This window comes from Micrococcus sp. KRD070 (assembly GCF_017168435.1).
In the GTDB taxonomy this organism is placed as follows: Bacteria; Actinomycetota; Actinomycetes; order Actinomycetales; family Micrococcaceae; genus Micrococcus; species Micrococcus luteus.
Window position 1 is genome coordinate 16,014 of sequence record NZ_JABFNH010000005.1, and the last position, 21,362, is coordinate 37,375.

Below are 21,362 nucleotides of genomic sequence, written 5' to 3' on the forward strand. Positions count from 1 at the left end.
TCAGCGGGACGGGTCACGGGGCAGGGGAGTCCACCGCAGGGTGAGGCCCCCGACGGCGGCCAGCGCCGCGTGGGCGTCGTCCGCGGCGTCCTCCAGCCCGTCCGCCACGTCTTCACCCGCCGAGGTGAGCAGCAGGACGGCGTGGTCGTCCGCGCCGGGCTGCTCGCCCGGGTCGGCACGCCAGCCGCCCCTGCCCCGCACGCCGTCCTCGCCCCCGGGCAGGGAGCCCAGCCACGCGGCGGCCGCCCGGGCCGCCCCGGGGCCGACGACGTCCAGCCGCAGGGTCGCGGGGGAGCCGTCGTTGCCCGGCGGGGTGCCCCACAGCCAGTCCAGGTCAACCTGCCACGGCGGGGCGCCCGCGGGGCCGCCCGGGGACGGAGGCTGCATCACGCCTCGGCGTCCGACTGCTCGGAGGTCCAGCCACCCTCACCGATCCACCGCAGGGCGCTGAGCGAGGGCATGAAGAGGTACTCGCCCCCGGCCATCCGGTTGAAGGTGGTGATGCCGTCGATGCGCTTGCGGGCCGGCTCGGCGGGGATGGTGAACCGTCCCTGCGTCGGGTCGTCCTCGTGCAGACCGACGATCGGATCCCGCTCGGAGCCGAGGTCGACGAAGTTGCCTCCGTTGATCCACTCCTGCTGCATGAACTCGATCGTGTCGAAGGCCCGGGCGCTGATGAAGATGAAGTAGATCCCGCGGTCCTCCTTCGCGTCGTCGGCCGAGGTCACCTCCGGCGACCACCCGGGACCGTAGGTCGAGGAGCGCCGGATGATCCGCTTGATGTTCACGTCCGTCATGATCGACAGGTCGCTGTCCCGCGGGTTGAGGCGACGCATGTGGCTGGAGTGCGGGCACATCAGGCCCTTCGGGTCGTCCTCGAAGGTGAAGTCGTTGCGCCGCTGCGGGTCGTTGCCCAGCTCCTCGTCGTCGTGGTCCGGGGAGAGCACCAGCGGGGCGCCGCTGCGCCAGCGGCCGAACATCTTCGCGGCGATCCGGTGCTGCTCCTCCGGGTCCGGGCTCTGCGAGGCCAGGTACTCGTTGAAGGCGCCCACCCGACTGGCGAACTTGCGCAGCACCACGTAGGTCCCGTTGCGGCCCAGCACGTCCGGCTGCGGCACGGCCAGCGGGGAGCCGGTCTCGCTGTTCTCGCCCAGGATGAACTCGCCGGCGGAGATGGAGCGCTCCTGGCCCGGCTGGGGCCGCACCCCGCTGCCGGCCACCGTCGGCTGCGAGATGGAGTCCCGGAAGCCGAAGGGGTTCTTGTTCAGCTCGTCGACCCCGAACCGGTGGGTGGCCACCAGGGTCACTCCGGTGGAGTGCTCCAGCACCTTCTCCGCCTGGTCCAGGGCGGCGTCCAGGGCGTCGGCGTCGGCCGCGTAGATCGTCAGCGCGATGTGACAGGCGTCCTGGGTGAACGCCTCGTCCCAGTGCTCCGGGGCGTTCGGCCCGGTGTCCATGAGCTGCTGAGCGCGGGCGGCCATCCCCTGCTGGTAGGGCAAAGGGAAGCTGGACAGGGAGTCCTCGGGCAGCCCCAGGGCGCGCAGGCCGGCATAGCTGATCGCCACGCCGGTCCAGGACTGCAGGTCGTCTGCCCAGTCCTGCGCGGAGGTCACGTGCTCGGCCAGGCGACGGACGAAGTCCCGGCCGCCTTCGGCCCCCTCCACGGTCAGCATGGCGTGGGCGCCGACGTAGGGCTCAGGCCGCGACCGCAGCACCAGGCCCTGGATGTCGTCCAGGTCCAGCTCGACCCGCTCCCGATCGAAACGTTCCTTCAGGTCCTTGAGCACGCCCATCTCAGTAATCCACCGCCTCGGGGGTGGAGATCGTGTCGGTGAGCTGCTTCAGGGCGGCCGCGGTGTCCTCGTCCAGGTCGGTGCGCCCGGCCATCTGGTCCAGGAAGGTGTTCACCGCGTCCTCGGTGCGCTGCAGTCGGCGCGTGTCCACCACGGTGACCTGCGGGTTCGCCACGAACCACCCGGAGGCGGTGATCTGGTGGTCGGCGATGAAGTCCTTCACGGTCGGGCTGTCGATGCCCGGCCACCCCTCCACGTTCTGGAAGAGGAGGTCCATCAGCTCGGGGATCTTGGTGGCGAAGTCGTTGATGTACGCGTCCCAGTCGCCGTCGTAGGCCGTGGCGAAGAGGATGCGGGTGTTGTCGTCGAAGAAGACGAAGCGCATGTCGTGCAGCGTGGACACGCGCTGGGCGCCGTCCATGTTGCCGCGAGTCAGGTCGAAGATGCGCTGCAGCCGTTCGGCGCCGCCCGGCTTGAGGCGGGCGATCGCGGTCAGCTCCGAGACCTTGCCCGAGCGCATCCCCACGCGGCCGGCGGAGTCGGCGGTGCCGGACAGGTCCGGGTTGTGCTCACGGATCATCGCCTCGAGGGCGATCTTGGCCAGCGTGGGGGCGTCCTGGGCGACGTCCTCGACGGCGCGCTTGACGGCGTCGAGACGGCTCTCGTCCTGGAGCCGGGGGTCTGAGCGGTCAGTCATGAGGTCCTCCTTCGAGAATCCTTTGGGGTGAATGGTGAGGGGTGGGGCCGGGATCAGTCCGGGATGTCGTCGAGCGACGACGGCTCGGGGGCCGGGCGGTCGTTGAACTCGTGGCGGAAGCGAGTGGACTGCTCATAGGCGCGCTTGCGGACGCGCATGATGGAGCCCAACGGCTGGTGCTCGACCACGCCGTTCCAGGGGTTGAAGGTGAGGGCGTCGTCGCCGTAGACGCGGCGGGGATGGCTGTAGCTCTCCTGCGCCTCGATGCGCAGGGTGGCGACGGGCTGGTGCGGGGCCTCCTCCTCGTCCCACAGGACGGAGGCGTCCTCCACCGGCATGCGCTCCGGGTCGGTCGCCAGCTGCGCCCGCAGGACGTACTCTGCGCTCTCACGCGAGAAGAAGTCGGCGACGATCTCGCTGATCGAGGAGAAGTCCTCCACCTTCATGTCCTGACCGGTCAGGGCGCGCACGTTCTCGGACGCCGGGGCCAGCGAGATCTTCGCGACGTGGTCCCCGTAGCGCAGGGCGCCCTGGGTGAAGTACGTCTCGCCGAGGACGTGGGCGTTGTCCCGCCCCAGGCCCTCCAGGGTGGCGCTGGGGGTCCCCCCGACGGTCTCCACCGCACCCCGGACCACGCGCGCGGCGCCCGTCGTCAGGCGCTGCAGCAGCTCGGGGGACTGGGAGTTCTTCTCCAGCAGGCTCAGCATCTCCTTGTAGCGGGCCACGGTGCCGAAGGCGAGCGTCGGGAAGTTCACCATGAGGAAGTCCTGATTGTGGCTGTCCAGGTCCGGCAGCAGCCGCTTGCCCTCCACCCCCAGCACCTTCAAGGCCCAGCCCCGCGGGGCGGGAGTGCGGTCGGTGTGGATGTCCCCGGGTGCGGAGGAGAGCCGCGCCACCGCCTCGTAGGTGCCCGGACGGGCGAAGATGCCCTGCGCCAGCTCGGGAGCCAGGCCCTCATGGACCTCCAGCGTGGCCTTGAGGACGGCGTGGCTCTTGGCGTGGGCGTCGCGGTGGGCGTGCTTGTGCTCTCCCGCCGCGCGGCGCTGTGCCGCGCCCATCTGGGCCAGGATCTCGCGGGTCAGGTCCTCCTCGCGGTCGACCGAATGCTCGATGTCGGGCGTGTACTTCACCGGTTCAGTCATCAGTGCTCTGCCTTCTCTCTGGAGCGCCGTGTGCGCCGCGCGGAGCCGCGCACCTGACCCTGGCGACGCTATGACCCTCCCCATGTCAGGGCAAGGAAGGAAGCGCGCCGCAGGTCTGGGAGTCGGGGCCCGGGGGCGGTGCCCCGGGGGATCTGTGACAGTGTGGCGGTGACCCGCCCCAGGGAAGCGCACTCGAGCCAGGAGAAGCATGACCGCCACCCTCGTCGCCTCCGGCCTGGCCGGCGGCCACGGCCATCGCACGCTGTTCGACGCGCTCGACCTCACCGTCGCGCCGGGGGACGTCGTCGGCGTCGTGGGGGCCAACGGCGCAGGCAAGTCCACGCTGCTGCGCATCCTCGGCGGGGACCTGGCCCCGCAGGCCGGCACCGTGTCCCTCGCCCCCTCGGACGCCTTCGTCGGCTGGCTCCCGCAGGAGCACAAGCGCGTGTCGGGGGAGACGGTGGCCGGGTACATCGCCCGCCGCACCGGGTGCGCCGCCGCGCAGACCGAGATGGACGAGGCCGCCGAGGCCCTGGCGGACCCGGACGTCACCGACGCCGCCGCGGCCCGCTACAACACCGCCCTCACCCGCTGGCTGGCCTCCGGCGCCGCGGACCTGGAGGAGCGCATCCCCGCCGTCCTCGCCGACCTCGGCCTGGACCTCTCCGCCTCCCCGGAACAGGTCCTCATGACCTCCCTCTCCGGTGGGCAGGCCGCCCGCGTCGGCCTCGCCGCGCTGCTGCTCTCCCGCTTCGACGTCGTGCTCCTGGACGAGCCCACCAACGACCTGGACCTCGACGGCCTGACCCGCCTGGAGGCCTTCGTGCAGGAGCTGCGCGGCGGCGTCGTGCTGGTGAGCCACGACCGCGAGTTCCTCGCCCGCAGCGTCACCCGCGTCCTGGAGCTCGACCTCGCCCAGCGCACCAACCGCGTCTACGGCGGCGGCTACGAGGCCTACCTCGAGGAGCGGGCCACCCTGCGCCGCCAGGCCCGGGAGAAGTACGAGGAGTTCGCCGAGCAGAAGCAGGACCTCGTCTCCCGCGCCCGCGTGCAGCGGGAGTGGTCCAGCCAGGGCGTGCGCAACGCGATGAAGAAGTCTCCGGACAACGACAAGCTGCGCCGCAAGGCCAACAGTGAGTCGAGCGAGAAGCAGGCCCAGAAGGTCCGGCAGATGGAGAGCCGCATCGCGCGCCTGGAGGAGGTGGAGGAGCCACGCAAGGAGTGGAGGCTGGAGTTCACCATCGGCGCGGCGCCGCGCTCCAGCTCCGTGGTCGCCACCCTCAACGACGCCGTGTTCCGGCTGGGTGGCTTCACGCTCGGCCCGGTGTCCCTCCAGGTCAACGCGGGAGAGCGGATCGGCATCACCGGGCCCAACGGGGCCGGCAAGTCCACCCTGCTGCGCGGGCTGCTGGGCCGCCAGGCCCCGGACGAGGGCACGGCCGCCCTGGGATCCAGCGTGCAGATCGGGGAGATCGACCAGGCGCGCTCGCTGCTGGTCGGGACCGTCCCGCTCGCCGCGGCCTTCGAGGCGCTCGTGCCCGAGATGGCCTCCGGGGAGGTGCGCACCCTGCTGGCCAAGTTCGGCCTCAGGGCCGACCACGTGAACCGCCCCGTGGACGAGCTCTCGCCCGGCGAGCGCACCCGGGCATCCCTGGCCCTGCTCCAGGCCCGCGGGGTGAACGTCCTGGTGCTCGACGAGCCCACCAACCACCTGGACCTGGAGGCCATCGAGCAGCTCGAACAGGCCCTGGAGACCTATGAGGGCGCCCTGATGCTCGTCACCCACGACCGCCGCATGCTGGACACCGTCCGCACCGACCGCCGCTGGCAGGTCCAGGACGGGCGGGTGACGGAGCGCTGATGTCCTGGGCGCGGCGGCCGCGGCGTGAGGCCGGTGGGCACCGTCACCCTTGCCCGAGATTCGGTTGCGTACGACCATGAGAGTGCAGTCCCCACCGACGAAAGGCCCCCAGACATGTCCCGCATCCTGATGATCCTCACCTCGCACGACCAGCTGGGCGACACCGGCCGCAAGACCGGGTTCTGGCTCGAGGAGTTCGCCTCGCCCTACTACGTCTTCACGGACGCCGGCCACGAGGTCACCCTCGCCTCGCCCCGCGGCGGCCAGCCGCCCATCGACCCGACGAGCTCGCAGCCGGAGATGCAGACCGACGCCACCCGCCGGTTCGACCAGGACGAGGAGGCCAAGGCCGCCCTGGCCCACACCACGCCCCTGGCCCAGGTGGACGTGGACGGGTTCGACGCCGTCTTCTACCCGGGCGGTCACGGCCCGCTGTGGGACCTGGTGTCCGACGCCGACTCCACGCGGATCATCCTCGACAGCGACGCGGCCGGGCGCCCGCTCGGCCTCGTCTGCCACGCGCCCGGGATCCTGCACCCGATCACCGCCGCCGACGGCACCCCGTTCGTGCGCGGCCGTCAGGTCACCGGGTTCACCAACGGCGAGGAGGAGGCCGCCCAGCTGACGGACGTCGTCCCGTTCCTCGTCGAGGACTCGCTGATCGCCGCCGGCGCGGACTACCGCAAGGGCCCGGACCTGTCTCTTATACACATCTCCGAGCCCACGAGACGCGTAGTAAGCTCGTATGCCGTCTTCTGCTTGAAAAAAAAAAACCTTTTTTCAATGCATTACGTTCAATCTTCTTCGGCAGCAGGTGACGTTTGGCGATGTTCAGTTTTTCATCTTCGGTGTAACCGCGCGAGATCCACCTCGCCTCCCGCCCCCACGGCGCCCCGACGCCGGAGAACTTCCGTCTCACGGAGGTCGAGCTCCCCGAGCTCGCCGAGGGCCAGGTCCTCGTGCGCAACACCGTGATGTCCGTGGACCCGTACATGCGCGGCCGCATGAACGACGTCGAGTCCTACGTGCCTCCGTTCCAGCTCGACGCCCCCCTCGACGGCGGCGCGGTGGGCACCGTGATCGCCTCGCGCCACGCGGACGTGCCGGAGGGCACGTCCGTGCTCCACGGCCGCGGCTGGCGCGAGCACGCCGTCCTCGACGGCGACGCCGTCCAGGCCGTGGACACCTCCCAGTTCTCGGACAGCACCTACCTGGGCGTGCTGGGCATGACGGGTCTGACCGCCTACACCGGCCTCGTGCACGTGGCCGAGATGCAGGAGGGCGACGCCGTCTTCATCTCGGGCGCCGCGGGGGCCGTCGGCTCGGTCGCCGGCCAGATCGCCCGCCTGCTGGGCGCCTCGCGCGTGGTCGGCTCGGCGGGCACGCCCGAGAAGGTGGCGCGGGTGAAGGAGCTGGGCTTCGACGCCGCGTTCGACTACCACGACGGCTCGCCCACCGATCTGCTGGCCGAGGCGGCGCCGGAGGGCATCGACGTCTACTTCGACAACGTGGGCGGCGACCACCTCGAGGCCGCCATCGCCGCGATGCGGGTCGACGGCCGCGTGGCGATGTGCGGCGCGATCGCCCAGTACAACTCGACGGAGCCGCCGGCCGCCCCGCGCAACCTCGCCCTGGCGATCGGCAAGTGCCTGACCCTGCGCGGCTTCGTCCTGCAGAAGTACGCAGCGCAGGTCCGCCCCGAGTTCCTGGAGCGCGTGGGCCCGTGGGTCGCCGCCGGGAAGATCCATTGGGACGAGACCGTCCGGGAGGGTCTGGAGAACGCACCCCAGGCGTTCATCGACCTGCTCGAGGGTGCCAACACGGGGAAGATGCTCGTCCGGCTGTGACGGGCGACGGCGCACTCGGGGGCGGCATGGACACCTTCCGGCATCAGGGCCTGACCTTCGATGTCCGCGACGGCGGGCCGGCCGAGGGGGAGGTGGTCCTGCTGCTGCACGGCTTCCCGCAGGACGCCACGTCCTGGAGGCACGTCGAGCCGCTGCTGCACGCCGCGGGGCTGCGCACCCTCGCGCCGGACCAGCGCGGCTACTCCCCGGGGGCCGCGCCGCGGGCGACGGCGGCCTACCGCCTCCCGGCGCTCGTGGGGGACGCCGTCGCGCTGGCGGACGCGGCGGGGGCGCGGCGCGTCCACGTCGTGGGCCATGACTGGGGCGGCGCCGTCGCCTGGGCACTGGCCACCGCGCACCCCGAGCGCGTCGCGTCCCTGACCGTCCTGTCCACGCCGCACCCGGCCGCCCTGGCCCGCGCCCTGCGCGGCCCGGACCAGCTGCGCCGCAGCTGGTACATCGCCGCCTTCCAGGCACCGTCCCTCCCCGAACGGATCCTCGCGCGACGGCTGGGCTCCCTGCTGCAGCGGGGGCAGGTCCCCGGGGCGGAGCACTACGCCCGCCGGTTCTCCACCCCGCAGAGCCTGCGCGGTCCGGTGAACTGGTATCGGGCGAACCCGGATCTGGTGACCACCACGCGCAGCGCGCCCGTGTCGGTCCCCACCACGTACGTGTGGGGCACCCGGGACGCGGCCCTGGGGCCGCGGGCCGCCGAGCTCACGGCCGGGCAGGTGGCGGGGGAGTACCGGTTCGTGAAGCTCGACGCGGACCACTGGCTGCCCGAGCGCGAGGCGGACGCCGTCGCCCGGGCGATCCTGGACCGGGTGCGCTGACCGCGCTCCGCGCGCGGGCCGCTCCCGCCGTCTCAGCGCGGCCCGACGGCCTCGGTGATTCGGTTCAGCTGGTCCATGAGGACCTGGCGCTCGGCGACGTCGAGGGGGATCCGGGTGAGGGCGTCCACCGGGACCGTCCGGGCGGACGCCCGCAGCGCCCGCCCCTCGTCCGTCAGCCGCACCAGCACGCGCCGCTCGTCGCGGACGTCGCGCTCCCGCGTGACGAGCCCCATGCCGGCCAGGCGCCGCACCAGAGGCGTGATGGTGCCGTTGTCCATGCCGAGCCTGTCCCGCAGCGCGCCGACCCCCAGTGCCCCGGCGGTCTTCGGCGTCGACGCATCCGTCTCGGCCGAGGCGTCACCCTCCGCCTGCCACAGGGTGAGCATCACGAGGTACTGCGGGTAGGTGAGGCCGAGGCGGGACAGCAGGGGGCCGTAGCCGCGCGTGACGGCGCGCGCCGCCCGGTGCAGGGCGAAGCAGAGCTGGTCCTCGAGGGCGAGGCTGGGGGTCGGCGCGGCATCCATGGGAGCGATTCTAGTGGTCGCTGGGGAGCGACTTGGTTGCGCGCGACCTAACAGGGTGGCAGGCTGGAGCCGACTCGTCCCGCACGGGGCGGGCGGATGAAAGGACCTCCCATGGAGACCATCTACACCGCCGAGGCGCTCAGCACCGGCGCCGGCCGCGACGGCCATGTCCGCACCACCGACGGGCGGGTCGACCTCGACCTCGCCGTGCCCACCGAAATGGGCGGCTCCGGCCAGGGCACCAACCCCGAGCAGTTGTTCGCCGCCGGCTACGCCGCGTGCTTCCACTCGGCCCTGCAGATGGTCGCCCGTGCCTCCCGTGCCGACATCACCGACTCCTCCGTCGGCGCGCGCGTGGGCATCGGCCGCCAGGGTGAGGGCTTCGGCCTGGAGGTCACCCTCGAGGTCGTGCTGCCCCATGTCCCCGCGGACCAGGCCCGCGCCCTCATGGAGCAGGCGCACCAGGTGTGCCCCTATTCGAACGCCACCCGGGGCAACATCGACGTCGTCCTCGAGCTCGGGGAGGCGTGATGACGAAGCGTCGGCAGTCCGTCCCCCTCTCGCAGACCGCCGCCCGCCTCGGCCTCGGCGGGTTCATGACCGCCGCAGGGCTGTCCCACCTCACCGTGGCGCGCCGTGAGTTCCGCGCCCAGGTGCCCTCGTGGGTCCCGCTCCCGGCGGACCTCGTGGTGCTCGGATCCGGCGTGGCCGAGATCGGCCTCGGGGCCGCTCTGCTGGCGCTCCCCGGGCAGCGCCGCCTGACCGGCACCGCCCTGGCGGCCTTCTACACCGCGATCTACCCCGGGAACATCGGGCAGTACGCCGAGCGCAAGGACGGCTTCGGGCTGGACACGGACGGTCGCCGCCTGGCGCGGCTGTTCGGCCAGCCCGCCCTCATCGCGGCCGCCCTGTGGGCCGCGGGAATCCCCGAGCGGGAGCAGGGCGGGCGCGGCTGACGCCGTCGCCGGTCCTGCGGCCCTGGGCCGGCTCCGGGCACGTGCCCGGAGCCGGCGTGATCTCACCCTGCCGCGAGGCGCGGCCCACTGTAGGGTGCCCCGTCGCAGGTGTCCCGCAGGTGTCCGGCCCGGCGGGCCGTCAGCCTTGACGCATCGTCCCGGTCTCGAGGAAGCGCTGGTGCCAGGACAGGGCCTCGCCCAACAGGTGCGGGGTGTGCAGGCCGTCCGACTCACGCATCGCGCGGTCGAAGTAGCCCCGCAGCTGCTCCCTGTAGTCCGGGTGCGCGCACGTGTCGATGATCGTGCGGGCGCGCTGCTTGGGGGAGAGGCCGCGCAGGTCGGCCAGCCCCTGCTCGGTGACCACCACGTGCACGTCGTGCTCGGTGTGGTCCACGTGCGAGACCATCGGCACGATGCAGGAGATGTCCCCGCCCTTGGCCGTGGACGGGGTGAGGAAGAACGACGTGAACGCGTTGCGGGCGAAGTCGCCGGAGCCGCCGAGACCGTTCATCATCTTCGTGCCCATCAGGTGCGTGGAGTTCACGTTGCCGTACAGGTCGGCCTCGAGCATGCCGTTCATGGCGAGGATGCCGAGGCGGCGCACGAGCTCGGGGTGGTTGGAGATCTCCTGGGTGCGCAGGATCAGCTTGTCCCGATACTTCGCGGCGTTGTCGTTGAACCGTTCGGCGGCCTCGGTGGACAGGGAGAACGCGGTCGCGGACGCGGTCGCCAGCGTGCCGGAGTCCAGGGCGTCGAGCATGCCGTCCTGCACCACCTCGGTGAACGCGGACAGGCCCGTGAACCGGGACTTCACCAGCTCCGACATCACCGCGTTCGCGATGTTGCCCACGCCCGACTGCAGCGGCAGCAGCCGCTCGTCGTACCGGCCCTGGGCCACCTCATGCTCGAAGAACTCCACGAGGTGCTGGGCGATCGCGACCGAGTCCGCGTCGGCGGGCTTGAAGGGGGAGTTGCGGTCCGGGGCGTGGGTCTCGACGACGGCCACCACCTTGGCCGGATCGCACCGCAGGTACGTCTCACCGATGCGGTCCGCGGGGTGGGTGAGCATGATCGGCGTGCGGTGCGGGGGCAGCGCGGTGCCGTAGTAGACGTCGTGCAGACCCTCGAGGTCCTCGCTCTGCCACGAGTTGACCTCGAGGATCACCTGATCCGCCAGGTCGATCCAGGACTTGTTGTTGCCCACGGAGGAGCTGGGGACGAGACGGCCGTCCTCGCGGATCCCGGACACCTCGATCACCGCGGTGGTCATGGGCCCGTAGAAGCCGTTCCACACGGTCTGCGCCAGGTGGGACAGGTGCGTGTCGATGTACTCGATCGCGCCCGCGTTGATCTTGGCGCGCATCGTCGGGTCCGACTGGAACGGGGTGCGCAGCGCGACGGCGTCCGCCTCGGCCAGCGCACCGTCCATCTCCGCGGAGGTGGACGCCCCCGTGTGGAGGTTGATGCGGAACTCCTCGCCGCGCGCGTGCAGCTCCTTGGCCCGCTCGGCCAGCGCCATCGGCACGGCCTTCGGGTAGCCGGACCCCGTGAACCCGCTCATGCCCACGGTGGTGCCGTGCTGGATGAACGCCGCCGCCTCCGCGGCGGACATCACCTTCGACCGGAGGCCGGGGTGGTGGATGCGGGACGACATGGGTGAGGCCTCCGTGCGGGTGAGACGAGTCGAGCGAGAGCGCTGTGACGTGGAACAGCGATCAGCGTACCCGCGTCACGGGTGGCCGTGGGGATGATCACGCCGGAGGTCACCGAGCCCGACCTGCGTGATCGACGACGGCGAACAGGGCTCGGCACTCCGGGTCGGCGCGCCTAGGCTCGGCGTCATGCGAGCACTCGTCCTCCAGTCCTACGGCGGCCGTGAGGCCATGGCCCTCACCGACGTCCCCGCCCCCACGGCCGGCGCCGGCGAGGTGCTGATCCGCACCCGCGCGGTCGGCCTCAACCCCGTCGACGCGATGCACCGCGAAGGCGACTTCAAGGCCATCGCCCCCGACGCCTTCCCCACGGTCGCCGGCAACGAGCTCAGCGGCATCGTCGAGACCGTGGGCGCCGGGGTGACCGCGTTCGCCCCGGGTGACGCGGTGATCACCCGCGTGGACCCCTCCGGCCACGGGGCGTTCGCCGAGCTGGCCGCGGTGCGCGCGGACTGGGTGGCCGCCGCGCCCGCCCGCATGCCCCTGACGGACGCGGCCGGCCTGCCGCTCGCCGGCCTGACCGCCCAGCAGGCACTCGGCCCGGAGCACCTGGACCTGCAGCCCGGGGAGCGGCTGCTGATCACCGGGGCCGCCGGCGGCGTCGGGCTGATCGCCACGCGCCTGGCACACCTGCGCGGCGCGCACGTGACCGTGACCGCCTCCGCGGCGGGTGAGCCGTACGTCCGCGAGGCCGGCGCCGACGCGGTGATCGACTATCGCGCCCGCACCGTCGCAGAGGGGGGCGAGCGCTTCGACAAGGTGTTCGACCTCATCGGCGGTGATCAGATGGCCGAGCTGCTCGGCTCGATCGAGCCCGGCGGCCGGCTGGTGACCATCGCGGGCCCGCCGAGCCCCGGCAGCCTTCGTGAGACCGCGCGCCCGTCGCGTCGGCCGCTGGCCGCCGTCGTCTCCCGGGTGGCCAGTGCGAAGGTGCGCCGGGCCGCGAAGAAGGCCGGGGTGACCTACGAGTTCTTCCTCATGCATCCGGACGGGGCGGGCCTGGCCGAGCTCGTCCGGCTCGTGGACGCCGGCGAGCTGGCCGTGACCGTGGACAGCCGCTACCCCCTGGCCGACTGGGAGCAGGCGTTCGAGCGTCTCGAATCCCACCATGCCAAGGGCAAGGTGCTGCTCGAGTTCTGACCGGCGGGCGCGTCGGCGCCGGCCTGCCCGGGCCGGCACCGCCTCGTATCCTGGCCTCGTGCACCCGTCTGTGAGCGAGCCCCTCACCCGACTGCCGGACGGCACCGTCAAGCAGCGCAACCCCTTCACCGGCACCGAGGTCTGGACCGTGCCCGGCCGCGGCCACCGCCCGCTCGGCCTCGTCCGGCCCGCCCCGCAGCCGCTCGACCCCGCCCAGCACGGCCGTCACTGCGCCTTCTGCGAGCACCGCCTGCTGGAGACGCCGCCGGAGAAGTCACGCATCGTCTCCACGAGGGCCGACGACGGCGCCCCGGCCTGGCAGATCCTGCGGCACCCGGCCGTGGAGCGGCTCGGGGAGACGACCCCGGCCTTCCGCCGGGTCCCCAACCTCTTCGAGATCCTCAGCTACGACTACTGGCGTCTCAACCACGGCTACGAACTCCTCCCGGACGCGCTCCGCCGACGTGACGAGTACCTGGCCACCGAGGCCGGCCGCGCCCACGTGCGCGCCGTCGTCGCCGCGAAGCTGCGCGCCTCCGGCCGCTCTGCGGAGGAGGCGGCGGCGATGTCCGAGGCGGAGCTGATCGCGGCGTCGGCCGCATTCTTCGGCGGCACGCACGACGTCGTGATCGCTCGGCGGCACTTCGTCGACGGGGCCGTGGACGACCACCAGCTGGCCTCCTCGGGCACCCTGACCCCGGACGAGCACCACGCGTTCCTGGCCCTGACCGCCGACGCGATGCGGGACCTCTACGCGACCACGCCCGCCGTGCGGTACGTCTCCGTGTTCCAGAACTGGCTCAAGCCCGCCGGCGCCTCCTTCGACCACCTGCACAAGCAGCTCGTGGCCATCGACGAGGTCGGCGCGCAGAACGCGGCCGCCCTGGACCGGCTGCGCGAGGACCCGCAGGTGTTCAACCACGCCGCGCTGGACGTGGCCGTGGCGCACGACCTGATGATCGCCGCGAACGAGCACGCCGTGATGTTCGCCGGCTTCGGCCACCGGTACCCGACGGTCGAGGTCTACTCCACGAGCCCGGTGGGGCAGCCGTGGCGGCAGTCCGCGGCCGAGCTGCGCGCCGTCTCCGACCTGCTGCACGCCGCCCACGCGGCCACCGGGCCCGACGTCCCCTCCAACGAGGAATGGCACACCCGCCCGCCCGGCGTCGCGTCCCCGATGCCCTGGCGCGTGATGCTCAAGTGGCGCGTCTCCACACTCGCCGGCTTCGAGGGCGCCACCAAGATCAACGTCAACACGCTCAGCCCGTGGGACGTGCGGGACCGGGTGCTGGCGCGGCTGCGGGAGCTGCGGGCGGCGGGCGCGCTCGCAGACGGGGTGCGGATCGGGGCCGACGCGCGGGTCCGGCCGGGCGCCCTGCGGTACGCCGACGGAGCGGCGAGGCTCACCCCTCCGCGCGGTCGGTAGCGTGGGCGTCATGGCCCTCCACCTGCAGCGCTACCGCGAGATCGCCCACGTCATGGCCCGCAACGGCCTCAGGGCCACGGCCGTGCAGGCCGGGCTCTCCCGGTGGCTGCCCCTCGAGGAGGGGGAGCCGCACCTGGGCATCGACGCCGAGGCCCGCCCCGAGCTGTTCGTGCGCACGTTCGAGGAGCTGGGCGTCACCTTCGTGAAGCTCGGGCAGCTGATCTCGGCACGACCGGACCTGTTCCCCGAGGCCTACTGCGCGGCGTTCGCCCGCCTCACGGACAGCACGACGGCGGTGCCCTTCGAGGCCGTCGCCCGGACGGTCGAGGAGGACCTCGGCGCCGACGTCGACGCACTGTTCGCCTGGTTCGACCGCGCGCCACTGGCCACCGCCTCCATCGGTCAGGCCCACCGTGCGCGCCTGCATGACGGGCGCGCCGTCGTCGTGAAGGTCCGCAAGCCCGGTGTGGTGGAGCAGGCCCAGGCGGACCTGGAGATCCTGCGGACGCTGGCGGCCACGTGGTCGCGGGCCTCGCGGACCTTCGCCGATCTGGACGTGCCGACCATGGTGGATGAGTTCGACCGCTCCCTGCGCGCCGAGCTCGACTACGTGGTGGAGGCGCGGGCCTGCGAGGAGATCGCCGCCGGCTTCCGGGACACCCCGGGCGTGCGGTTCCCGTGGATCGAGTGGGACCTGACCACCTCGCGCGTGCTGACCATGCAGGAGCTCTCCGGGCTGCGCGTGGACGATCTGGCCGGACTCGACGCCGCCGGCATCGACCGGGAGGAACTGGCGTACCGGGCCGCCGACGTGCTGCTGGCCATGGTGTTCGAGCACGGCGTGTTCCACGCGGACCCGCACGCGGGCAACCTGTTCATCGAGCCGGACGGGACCGTCGGGTTCATCGACTTCGGCTCCGTCGGGAGGATCTCCCCGTCCCTCCGGCGCCGGTTCGCGGGCCTGGCCATGGCGCTGGCCCGGCAGGACACCGACGGGCTGGTGCGGGCCCTGCTGGACATCGCCCCGCCGCGCGGACCGGTGGACCGCCGTCGGCTCCGGCTGGAGGTGGCCCGGATCATCGGCCGCCTCGAGGGGCGCGAGCTCGAGGACATCCGCGTGGCGCAGCTGGTCTCGGAGATCTTCGCCCTCGTGCGGCGCCACCGGCTGTCCCTGCCGCCCGAGCTCGTGCAGCTGCTGCGGATGCTGATCATCGTGGACGGCATCGGCCGCCGCCTGCACCCCGGCTTCGACTACACCCGCGTGCTCGACCCCTTCGCCCTGCGCCTCGTGGGGGAGCACCTCGACCCCCGACGGGTGGCGGGCCGGATCGGCCGGGCCACGATCGCGGCGGCCGAGCTCGGCATCGACCTGCCGGAGTACGCCCGCAAGGTGATGGAACGCATCGACGACGGCGGGATCGACGTCACCGTCCGCGCGAGCGAGCTCGAGCCGCTCGTGACGCGCCTCGAACGGACGGGCGACCGGGTGGTGGCCGCCATGGTGGTGGCCGCGATGATCACCGGCGGCACGAACGTGCTCGTGGCGTACAAGGACCGGCTCGGCCGCTTCGCCGGGCCAGTGGTGGCCGCCGGCGGCGCCGCCCTGACCGGCGGCAGCGCCTATCTGGCCTGGATCAGCCGCCCCCGCCGCCGTCCCCGCTGAGGGCCGCGGGCGCGTTCCGTCGTCGGGATCATGCCCGCACCAGACCGGCCGCGGCGCAGGCCGTCTCGAAGTCGTCGAGGCCGAACGCCTGGATCGGGCTGACGACGCCGGCCTCGCGGGCCTGTCCTGCGGCGAGCTGCCGGGCCCCCCAGGCCATGAGGTCACCGGTCAACGTGTAGGCGTTGGGGCCGCGCAGGTGGACGTCCGCCACGACGCGGCCGGCCGCGTCGCGCGCGATCGCCCCGACCCGGGAGCCCGTGCGGGCCCGGTCCGCGGCGTCGGGGCCACCCGGGCCCCCGGCCAGGGGCCGCAGCAGGGCCTGCACGCCGCGGGCGACGCCGGGGAGCCACCCCACCGCGCCGAGGGCGGCGGCGCCGATCTGCGTGGGCCGGGCCGGGAACCAGCCGTTGAAGACCTCGACCTCGTCCAGGCCGGGCTGCATCCGCGGCAGGAACAGGGACTCCGTGCCGCCGAACAGCACGCCGCGGCGGTCCTGCCCGTCGACCCGGAAGACGGCCGACCGGCTGGCCGGGCCCGTGGTCGCCAGCCGCCCGCCGCGCCACGTGATCGTCCGCTCGGTGAGGGCGCCCACCATCGTCTGGCGCGTCCCGTGGCTGAGGTCGACGCGCGGGTCCAGCTCGCCGTCGGCGAAGTAGCCGATCTGCAGGGACCGTGCGCGTCCACCGGCCTCCGCCAGCGCGAGCCCGCCCGCGAGCATGCCCGGCGCGTAGTCGAAGCCGAGGGCGGGCAGCAGGGTGGCGCCCGTGCGTCGGGCGGTGGCGTCCAGGTCCGCCTTGAGGTCCTTCACGAAGCCGACCTCACCGGTCGAGTCCACGTAGTGCGCGCCCCGCTCCGCGGCGGCGCGGGCGACCGGTCGGCCGTAGCGTTCGAAGGGGCCGACCGTGGAGACCAGCACATCGCCCTCCGTGACCAGGGCCCTCAGCGAGGCGGGGTCCCCGGCGTCGGCGACGGCGACCTCCAGCCCGTCGTGCCGCCTCGCCGCGTGCTGGAGCGAGTCCCGGTTCCGGCCCGCCAGCACGGGCCGTGCGCCCTGGGCCACGAGGGCGTCCACGACGAGGGATCCGGCGTAGCCCGTCGCGCCGAGCACGATGATGCGGGGGGCGTCGGGGTGGTCGAGGTGCAGGGGAGAATCCGTCATGGCCCCACGCTAGGCCGCGCACGCGGAGACCTCACGGGCTCGGCGACGCCGATCCGCGTGGACCCCGTCTCGCGCTCCTGGACCGGCGGACCCGGACATGGCGAGCCTGGTCCGGCATGCGCCTGCAGGGGCAGACTCGGAGGATGACCCGCACCCCGCCCGCCGTCGCCTCGCCCGCTCACTCCGCCTCGCCCGCCGCCGAGACCGGCGGCGAGAGCCTGCTGACCGTCCTGATCGCCCTCGGCGTGAACGCGGTGATCGCCGTCGTCAAGTCGATCGTGGGCGCGGTCACCGGCTCAGCCGCGATGGTGGCGGAGGCCGCGCACTCCTGGGCCGACGCCGGCAATGAGGTCTTCCTGCTGTTGGCGGAGCGTCGGGCCGGCCGAGCCCCCGACGCGCGGCACCCGCTGGGCTACGGGCGCGCGGCCTACGTGTGGTCGATGGTCGCGGCCTTCGGCCTGTTCGCGGTGGGCTCGGCGGTCTCGGTCTGGCACGGGATCACGGCCTGGTCCGCCCCCGAGCAGGAGGCGGAGTACACGATCGCGTACATCGTGCTCGCCGTCGCGTTCGTGCTTGAGGGCATCTCCTTCCTGAACGCGCACCGGCGCGTCCGCCGCGACGCGGAGCGGCGGCACATCAGCGATGCCACGTTCCTGCGCCAGACCTCGGACCCCACCCTGCGCGCCGTGTGGGTGGAGGACGCCTCGGCCCTGATCGGCCTGGTCATCGCGGCCGCCGCCCTCGCCCTGCACCAGCTCACCGGGGACCCCCGGTGGGACGCCGCCGGCTCGATCCTCGTGGGCGTGCTGCTCGGGGTCGTCGCGATCTTCCTGCTCTCGCGGAACATGGCGTTCCTCGTCGGCGAGGTCGCCGACCCGGTGGTCCGGACCCGGGTGCTGCGCTGGCTGCTGGAGCGGCCCGAGGTGCTCTCCGTGAGCTACCTGCACCTCGAGTACGTCGGCCCGGAGAAGCTCTTCGTCGTCGGGGCCGTGGGCCTGGCCGGGGACGAGCGGGAGAGCGAGGCCGCGGTCCTGCTCCAGCGCGTGGAGGACGCCCTCCTCGAGCACCCGCGCGTGGCCGCCGTCGTGCTCTCCCTGTCCAACCCCGCCCACGCGCCCCTGGACCCGGAATCGCAGAACGCGCGCGCCTGAGCCCGCGCGGCCGGCATCGTACAGTGGCCTCTCGTGACCCAGACCGCCCGCTCCGTCCCTCGACCGCCTCCGCGAGGCGGCCCCGTACCTGTCCCGGTGGCTGGCCACCCAGGTGGAGACGCGGCACGTGCCCGGCGCCCAGGTGGCCGTGCGGCTCGGCGACGAGCTGGTGCTCTCCGCCGCGTTCGGGGTGGCCGACGAGGCCACCGGGGCGGAGCTGACCACCGGCCACCTGTTCCGCGTGGCCAGCCATTCCAAGACCTTCACGGCCGTCGCCGTGCTGCGCCTGGTCGCCACCGGTCGTCTGCGCCTGGACGACACCGTGGCCGAACGACTGCCCGACTGTGCCGACACCCCGCTGGCCCGGGTCACCGTCCGCGAGCTGCTCTCGCACACCTCCGGCGCCATCCGCGACGGGGTGGACGCGGACCACTGGCAGCTCGACGGCCCCTTCCCGGACGCCGACGCCCTGCGCGCGATCGTCCGGGACCACGGCGCCACCTACGCCCCGCAGGAGCGCTTCAAGTATTCGAACATCGGGTACGGCCTGCTCGGGGCGATCATCGAGGCAGTCACGGGCCGCGGCTACGCCGAGCACGTCACGGAGGACATCCTCGTCCCGCTCGGCCTCACCGACACCCGCCCCGAGATCGACGACGACGCGGCGGGCCGGGCCGTCGTCGGCCACACCCGGGCCCACGGCCGTGGGCGTCGGGTGAGCGTGGCACCGACCGCCACCGGCGCGCTGGCCGCGGCCACCGGCTTCGTCTCCACGGCGGAGGAGCTCAGCCGCTTCTTCTCCGCTCTCGCACTGGATCGGCGTGAGCTGCTGGACGAGCACGCGCTGCGCCTGATGCACCGGGCCGAGGCCTCCTTCCCGCGGGGGGCCGGGACGGGCACCTACGGGCTCGGCCTGATCGGGATCAGCGTGGGCGGACGACGGCTCGTGGGCCACTCCGGCGGCTTCCCCGGGCAGATCACCCGGACCCTGGTGGACCCGGTGACCGGTCTGACCGTCAGCGTGCTCACCAACGCCGTGGACGGTCCGGCGGACGCGCTCGCGGTGGGCCTCGTCGAGCTCATCGACCTGCTCGCCCAGGACGCCGCCGACGGGCAGGCGCTGCCCACCGGTGTCACGACCGACGACCTCGACCGGCTGACCGGCCGCTACGTCTCCCTGTGGGGCGAGACGGACGTGGTTCGCGCCGGCGAGCGCCTCGTGCTGATCGACCCCGGCACGCCCGGCCCCCGGGACAGGATGCACGAGCTGCGAGCGCTGGACGCCACCACGTTCCTGCCCGAGGACGAGGATGGCTTCGGCGCGTCGGGGGAGCGCATCCCGTTCGACCTCGGCGACGACGGCCGGGTGGTGAGGATGCGCGTGTCCGGGGTGAGCAGCTGGCCCGAAGAGGACTACCTCGCCCGGCGTGGCGACGCGTGGGGTCACCGCTCGGCCGCCGGCCGTGGGGTGACCGGGCGGGACTGAGCCGCCGCCTGCGGGCGGGCGGCCTCAGTCGAGACCGGGGCGGCGGCGCGTGCGCTTCACCTCGGAGCGACGGTGTTTGGCCTCCAGGCGGCGCCGCCGAGAGCCGCGCGTCGGCTTGGTAGCCCGCCGCGGCGTCGGCGGGGCCAGGGCCTCGCGCAGCAGCGCCGCGAGCCGCTCGCGGGCGGCCACCCGGTTGCGCCGCTGGGCCCGGTGCTCCGCCACGCTGACGGTGAGCACCGTGCCGGCCAGCCGGGGCGCCAGCCGTGCGAGGACGCGGGCGCGCTGGACGTCGTCGAGGGCGGAGGTGGCCGCCAGGTCCAGACTGAGCTGGACCCGCGAGTCCGCCGTGTTCACGCCTTGACCGCCCGGGCCGGAGGCGTGGGAGAAGCGCTCGACGAGTTCGCCCGCGGGGATGACCAGCCCGCGGGGTGCGCCGGGGCCGGGGGTGACGCGCACGTCGCCGGGGCGGGGCTCAGCCACGGGGCGCCGCCGTCCGTGGTCCGCGCAGGTCCGCGAGTGCGACGAGGAGCGCGAGCGCCATGCACCCCGCCACCAGGGTGAAGGCGGCCATGAACGCCCCGTCCCAGTCGGCACCGGAGGCGACGCCCAGGAACACCCCCACGATCACGGCGGTGCCGACGGCCGTGCCGACGCGCTGGCCGGTCTGCAGGACGCCGCCGGCCGTGCCGGAGTGCCGCGGCGGGACCTCGGCCAGGCTGAGGGTCTGGTTGGGGGAGACCACCAGCCCCTGCCCGGCACCCAAGATGGCGAGGGTGAGCAGCAGCCACCACGGACTCAGGCCGAACTCCCGGTTGGCCCACGCCACCCCGATGGAGCCCACGACGGCGAGCAGCGCCAGCGCGATGCCGAGGACGACGATCTTCCGGCCCGTGCGCAGCACCACGCGCCCGGCCACGGTGGACATCACGCTCGACATGACCGCCGAAGGCAGGCCGATGAGCGCGGCGTGCAGCGCCGGGTAGCCCAGCCCGTTCTGCATGAACATGGCGATCACGACGAACATGCTGGTCGAGCCGGTGAAGTAGATGGCGATCAGCAGGGCGCCGCACGCGAAGCTGCGGGTCTGGAACAGGCGCAGGTCCACCATCGGGGCGCGGCCCCGTCGGGCGTAGCGGGCCTCCCAGCGTGTCCAGAGGGCGGTCAGGCCGATGCCGACGGGCACGAGCACGAACCGCCACGGCCCGAGCTCACGGTCCAGGAACGGGAGCATGACGGCCACGAGGGCGCCCGCCAGCAGGACGACGCCGACCGGGTCCAGGTCCGGACGCCCCGTCCGCACGGGGGCGGTGCGCGGCAGCCACTGGCGGGCCACGACCAGGGCGCCGAGGGCGATGGGCACGTTCACCAGGAAGGTCGCGCGCCAGCCGAGGTCGCCGCCGAGCCACGCGATGAGCCCGCCGCTGAGCAGCGGCCCCACCGCCACGGACACCCCGACGACGGCGCCGAGCGCCCCGAACGCCCGGGCGCGGGAGGCGCCGGAGAACTCGCCCTGGATGAAGCCGGTGACCTGCGGGTTGAGCAGGCCCGCGCCCACGCCCATGACCAGGCGCGCGAGCACGAGCAGGACGCCCGTGGGCGCCAGGCCGGACAGGAGCGCACCGAGCGCGAACACGCCGAGGCCCACCATGAACAGCCGGCGGCGGCCGAAGAGGTCACCCGCCCGGCCCGCCGGCACGAGCACCATGCCGAACACGAGGGTGTAGCCGGAGATGGCCCACTGCAGCTCCGCGTCGCTGGCGTCCAGGCCCCGCTGCAGGGCGGGCAGGGCCACGTTGATGCTGGACACGGCCAGCAGGGACATGAAGATCGGGATGAGGAGCACCGCGAGGATGCGCTGCTGGTGCGGGGTGAAGACCGAGGACGCGGCGCCGTCGGACGGACGCGGGGCGACGGGCAATGCGGTCTCCTTCTCGGGGGTGTCTCGGGCGCTCTCCAGGATCGGCCCTCGTCC

20 protein-coding genes are annotated in these 21,362 nt (G+C 73.3%); 11 read left to right on the forward strand and 9 right to left on the reverse strand.

Annotated elements, in window-relative coordinates; all coding sequences use genetic code 11:
- The 4 genes from J1M38_RS01835 to J1M38_RS01850 are packed head-to-tail and all read right to left on the reverse strand — an operon-like array spanning window position 1 to window position 3,632.
- Entirely contained in the window at window positions 1-387 is a 387-nt protein-coding gene (locus J1M38_RS01835; protein WP_020624987.1) for a hypothetical protein, read from the reverse strand.
- Window positions 387-1,793: a Dyp-type peroxidase gene (locus tag J1M38_RS01840; RefSeq protein ID WP_206481321.1), complete on the reverse strand. Its 1,407-nt coding sequence runs from the start codon at window positions 1,791-1,793 to the stop codon at window positions 387-389. The genes J1M38_RS01835 and J1M38_RS01840 overlap by 1 nt, the downstream gene beginning before the upstream one ends.
- A 1-nt stretch (window position 1,794) precedes the next feature.
- Window positions 1,795-2,490: a hypothetical protein gene (locus tag J1M38_RS01845; RefSeq protein WP_044659971.1), complete on the reverse strand. Its 696-nt coding sequence runs from the start codon at window positions 2,488-2,490 to the stop codon at window positions 1,795-1,797.
- A 53-nt stretch (window positions 2,491-2,543) separates the two neighbouring features.
- A complete protein-coding gene (locus J1M38_RS01850) occupies window positions 2,544-3,632 on the reverse strand; it encodes a catalase family protein (RefSeq protein ID WP_172717669.1) in 1,089 nt (362 codons plus the stop codon).
- Between the two features lie 208 nt (window positions 3,633-3,840).
- On the opposite strand from J1M38_RS01850, the gene J1M38_RS01855 reads away from it, so the two are divergent.
- The 4 genes from J1M38_RS01855 to J1M38_RS01870 all read left to right on the forward strand — a co-directional run bounded on the left by J1M38_RS01855 (window position 3,841) and on the right by J1M38_RS01870 (window position 8,173).
- Window positions 3,841-5,493, forward strand: coding sequence for an ABC-F family ATP-binding cassette domain-containing protein (locus tag J1M38_RS01855; RefSeq protein WP_061867061.1), 1,653 nt, complete (start codon window positions 3,841-3,843; stop codon window positions 5,491-5,493).
- 114 nt (window positions 5,494-5,607) lie between these two features.
- Complete coding sequence (locus tag J1M38_RS01860) at window positions 5,608-6,468, forward strand: type 1 glutamine amidotransferase domain-containing protein (RefSeq protein WP_342356192.1); 861 nt, start codon at window positions 5,608-5,610, stop codon at window positions 6,466-6,468.
- Window positions 6,357-7,340 (forward strand): NADP-dependent oxidoreductase, encoded by a 984-nt coding sequence (locus J1M38_RS01865; protein WP_206501161.1) that lies wholly within the window; start codon window positions 6,357-6,359, stop codon window positions 7,338-7,340. The genes J1M38_RS01860 and J1M38_RS01865 overlap by 112 nt, the downstream gene beginning before the upstream one ends.
- A gap of 26 nt (window positions 7,341-7,366) precedes the next feature.
- Window positions 7,367-8,173: an alpha/beta fold hydrolase gene (locus J1M38_RS01870; protein WP_060973487.1), complete on the forward strand. Its 807-nt coding sequence runs from the start codon at window positions 7,367-7,369 to the stop codon at window positions 8,171-8,173.
- Between the two features lie 32 nt (window positions 8,174-8,205).
- Here the strand turns inward: J1M38_RS01870 and J1M38_RS01875 are convergent, their stop codons facing one another.
- Window positions 8,206-8,697: a MarR family winged helix-turn-helix transcriptional regulator gene (locus J1M38_RS01875; RefSeq protein ID WP_041103948.1), complete on the reverse strand. Its 492-nt coding sequence runs from the start codon at window positions 8,695-8,697 to the stop codon at window positions 8,206-8,208.
- Between the two features lie 111 nt (window positions 8,698-8,808).
- On the opposite strand from J1M38_RS01875, the gene J1M38_RS01880 reads away from it, so the two are divergent.
- Together J1M38_RS01880 and J1M38_RS01885 are read left to right on the forward strand one after the other, a co-directional pair.
- A complete protein-coding gene (locus J1M38_RS01880) occupies window positions 8,809-9,228 on the forward strand; it encodes an organic hydroperoxide resistance protein (protein WP_017487949.1) in 420 nt (139 codons plus the stop codon).
- Window positions 9,228-9,653: a membrane protein gene (locus tag J1M38_RS01885; RefSeq protein WP_010080504.1), complete on the forward strand. Its 426-nt coding sequence runs from the start codon at window positions 9,228-9,230 to the stop codon at window positions 9,651-9,653. Before J1M38_RS01880 ends, J1M38_RS01885 begins: the two co-directional genes overlap by 1 nt.
- A gap of 139 nt (window positions 9,654-9,792) precedes the next feature.
- On the opposite strand, the gene J1M38_RS01890 is transcribed toward J1M38_RS01885, so the two are convergent.
- Entirely contained in the window at window positions 9,793-11,307 is a 1,515-nt protein-coding gene (locus tag J1M38_RS01890; protein ID WP_206482131.1) for an acetyl-CoA hydrolase/transferase family protein, read from the reverse strand.
- Window positions 11,308-11,494: 187 nt separating this feature from the next.
- Here J1M38_RS01890 and J1M38_RS01895 point away from each other — a divergent pair, with 187 nt between their 5' ends.
- The 3 genes from J1M38_RS01895 (at window position 11,495) to J1M38_RS01905 (ending at window position 15,594) form a co-directional block, all read left to right on the forward strand.
- Window positions 11,495-12,505, forward strand: coding sequence for an NADP-dependent oxidoreductase (locus tag J1M38_RS01895; RefSeq protein ID WP_206482132.1), 1,011 nt, complete (start codon window positions 11,495-11,497; stop codon window positions 12,503-12,505).
- A gap of 70 nt (window positions 12,506-12,575) precedes the next feature.
- Entirely contained in the window at window positions 12,576-13,931 is a 1,356-nt protein-coding gene (locus J1M38_RS01900; RefSeq protein ID WP_186299335.1) for a DUF4921 family protein, read from the forward strand.
- Window positions 13,932-13,941: 10 nt separating this feature from the next.
- Window positions 13,942-15,594 (forward strand): AarF/ABC1/UbiB kinase family protein, encoded by a 1,653-nt coding sequence (locus tag J1M38_RS01905; protein ID WP_144869088.1) that lies wholly within the window; start codon window positions 13,942-13,944, stop codon window positions 15,592-15,594.
- Window positions 15,595-15,622: 28 nt separating this feature from the next.
- On the opposite strand, the gene J1M38_RS01910 is transcribed toward J1M38_RS01905, so the two are convergent.
- On the reverse strand, window positions 15,623-16,753 hold the full coding sequence (locus tag J1M38_RS01910) for a trans-acting enoyl reductase family protein (protein ID WP_206482133.1): 1,131 nt from the start codon (window positions 16,751-16,753) through the stop codon (window positions 15,623-15,625).
- 143 nt (window positions 16,754-16,896) lie between these two features.
- On the opposite strand from J1M38_RS01910, the gene J1M38_RS01915 reads away from it, so the two are divergent.
- Both J1M38_RS01915 and J1M38_RS01920 read left to right on the forward strand, forming a co-directional pair.
- Complete coding sequence (locus J1M38_RS01915; RefSeq protein ID WP_049145906.1) at window positions 16,897-17,904, forward strand: cation diffusion facilitator family transporter; 1,008 nt, start codon at window positions 16,897-16,899, stop codon at window positions 17,902-17,904.
- Window positions 17,905-18,004: 100 nt separating this feature from the next.
- A complete protein-coding gene (locus J1M38_RS01920; protein ID WP_241246411.1) occupies window positions 18,005-19,390 on the forward strand; it encodes a beta-lactamase family protein in 1,386 nt (461 codons plus the stop codon).
- A gap of 24 nt (window positions 19,391-19,414) precedes the next feature.
- Here the strand turns inward: J1M38_RS01920 and arfB are convergent, their stop codons facing one another.
- Both arfB and J1M38_RS01930 read right to left on the reverse strand, forming a co-directional pair.
- On the reverse strand, window positions 19,415-19,870 hold the full coding sequence (arfB, locus tag J1M38_RS01925) for an alternative ribosome rescue aminoacyl-tRNA hydrolase ArfB (RefSeq protein ID WP_036338705.1): 456 nt from the start codon (window positions 19,868-19,870) through the stop codon (window positions 19,415-19,417).
- Entirely contained in the window at window positions 19,863-21,308 is a 1,446-nt protein-coding gene (locus J1M38_RS01930) for an MFS transporter (RefSeq protein ID WP_206482134.1), read from the reverse strand. The genes arfB and J1M38_RS01930 overlap by 8 nt, the downstream gene beginning before the upstream one ends.
- Between the last annotated feature and the right edge of the window lie 54 nt (window positions 21,309-21,362).

Bases quoted from the DNA above. Each gene is read 5' to 3' on its own strand.
- J1M38_RS01835 (WP_020624987.1), bottom strand. From the start codon at position 387: ATGCAGCCTCCGTCCCCGGGCGGCCCCGCGGGCGCCCCGCCGTGGCAG.
- J1M38_RS01840 (WP_206481321.1), bottom strand. From the start codon at position 1,793: ATGGGCGTGCTCAAGGACCTGAAGGAACGTTTCGATCGGGAGCGGGTC.
- J1M38_RS01845 (WP_044659971.1), bottom strand. From the start codon at position 2,490: ATGACTGACCGCTCAGACCCCCGGCTCCAGGACGAGAGCCGTCTCGAC.
- J1M38_RS01850 (WP_172717669.1), bottom strand. From the start codon at position 3,632: ATGACTGAACCGGTGAAGTACACGCCCGACATCGAGCATTCGGTCGAC.
- J1M38_RS01855 (WP_061867061.1), top strand. From the start codon at position 3,841: ATGACCGCCACCCTCGTCGCCTCCGGCCTGGCCGGCGGCCACGGCCAT.
- J1M38_RS01860 (WP_342356192.1), top strand. From the start codon at position 5,608: ATGTCCCGCATCCTGATGATCCTCACCTCGCACGACCAGCTGGGCGAC.
- J1M38_RS01870 (WP_060973487.1), top strand. From the start codon at position 7,367: ATGGACACCTTCCGGCATCAGGGCCTGACCTTCGATGTCCGCGACGGC.
- J1M38_RS01875 (WP_041103948.1), bottom strand. From the start codon at position 8,697: ATGGATGCCGCGCCGACCCCCAGCCTCGCCCTCGAGGACCAGCTCTGC.
- J1M38_RS01880 (WP_017487949.1), top strand. From the start codon at position 8,809: ATGGAGACCATCTACACCGCCGAGGCGCTCAGCACCGGCGCCGGCCGC.
- J1M38_RS01885 (WP_010080504.1), top strand. From the start codon at position 9,228: ATGACGAAGCGTCGGCAGTCCGTCCCCCTCTCGCAGACCGCCGCCCGC.
- J1M38_RS01890 (WP_206482131.1), bottom strand. From the start codon at position 11,307: ATGTCGTCCCGCATCCACCACCCCGGCCTCCGGTCGAAGGTGATGTCC.
- J1M38_RS01895 (WP_206482132.1), top strand. From the start codon at position 11,495: ATGCGAGCACTCGTCCTCCAGTCCTACGGCGGCCGTGAGGCCATGGCC.
- J1M38_RS01905 (WP_144869088.1), top strand. From the start codon at position 13,942: ATGGCCCTCCACCTGCAGCGCTACCGCGAGATCGCCCACGTCATGGCC.
- J1M38_RS01910 (WP_206482133.1), bottom strand. From the start codon at position 16,753: ATGACGGATTCTCCCCTGCACCTCGACCACCCCGACGCCCCCCGCATC.
- J1M38_RS01915 (WP_049145906.1), top strand. From the start codon at position 16,897: ATGACCCGCACCCCGCCCGCCGTCGCCTCGCCCGCTCACTCCGCCTCG.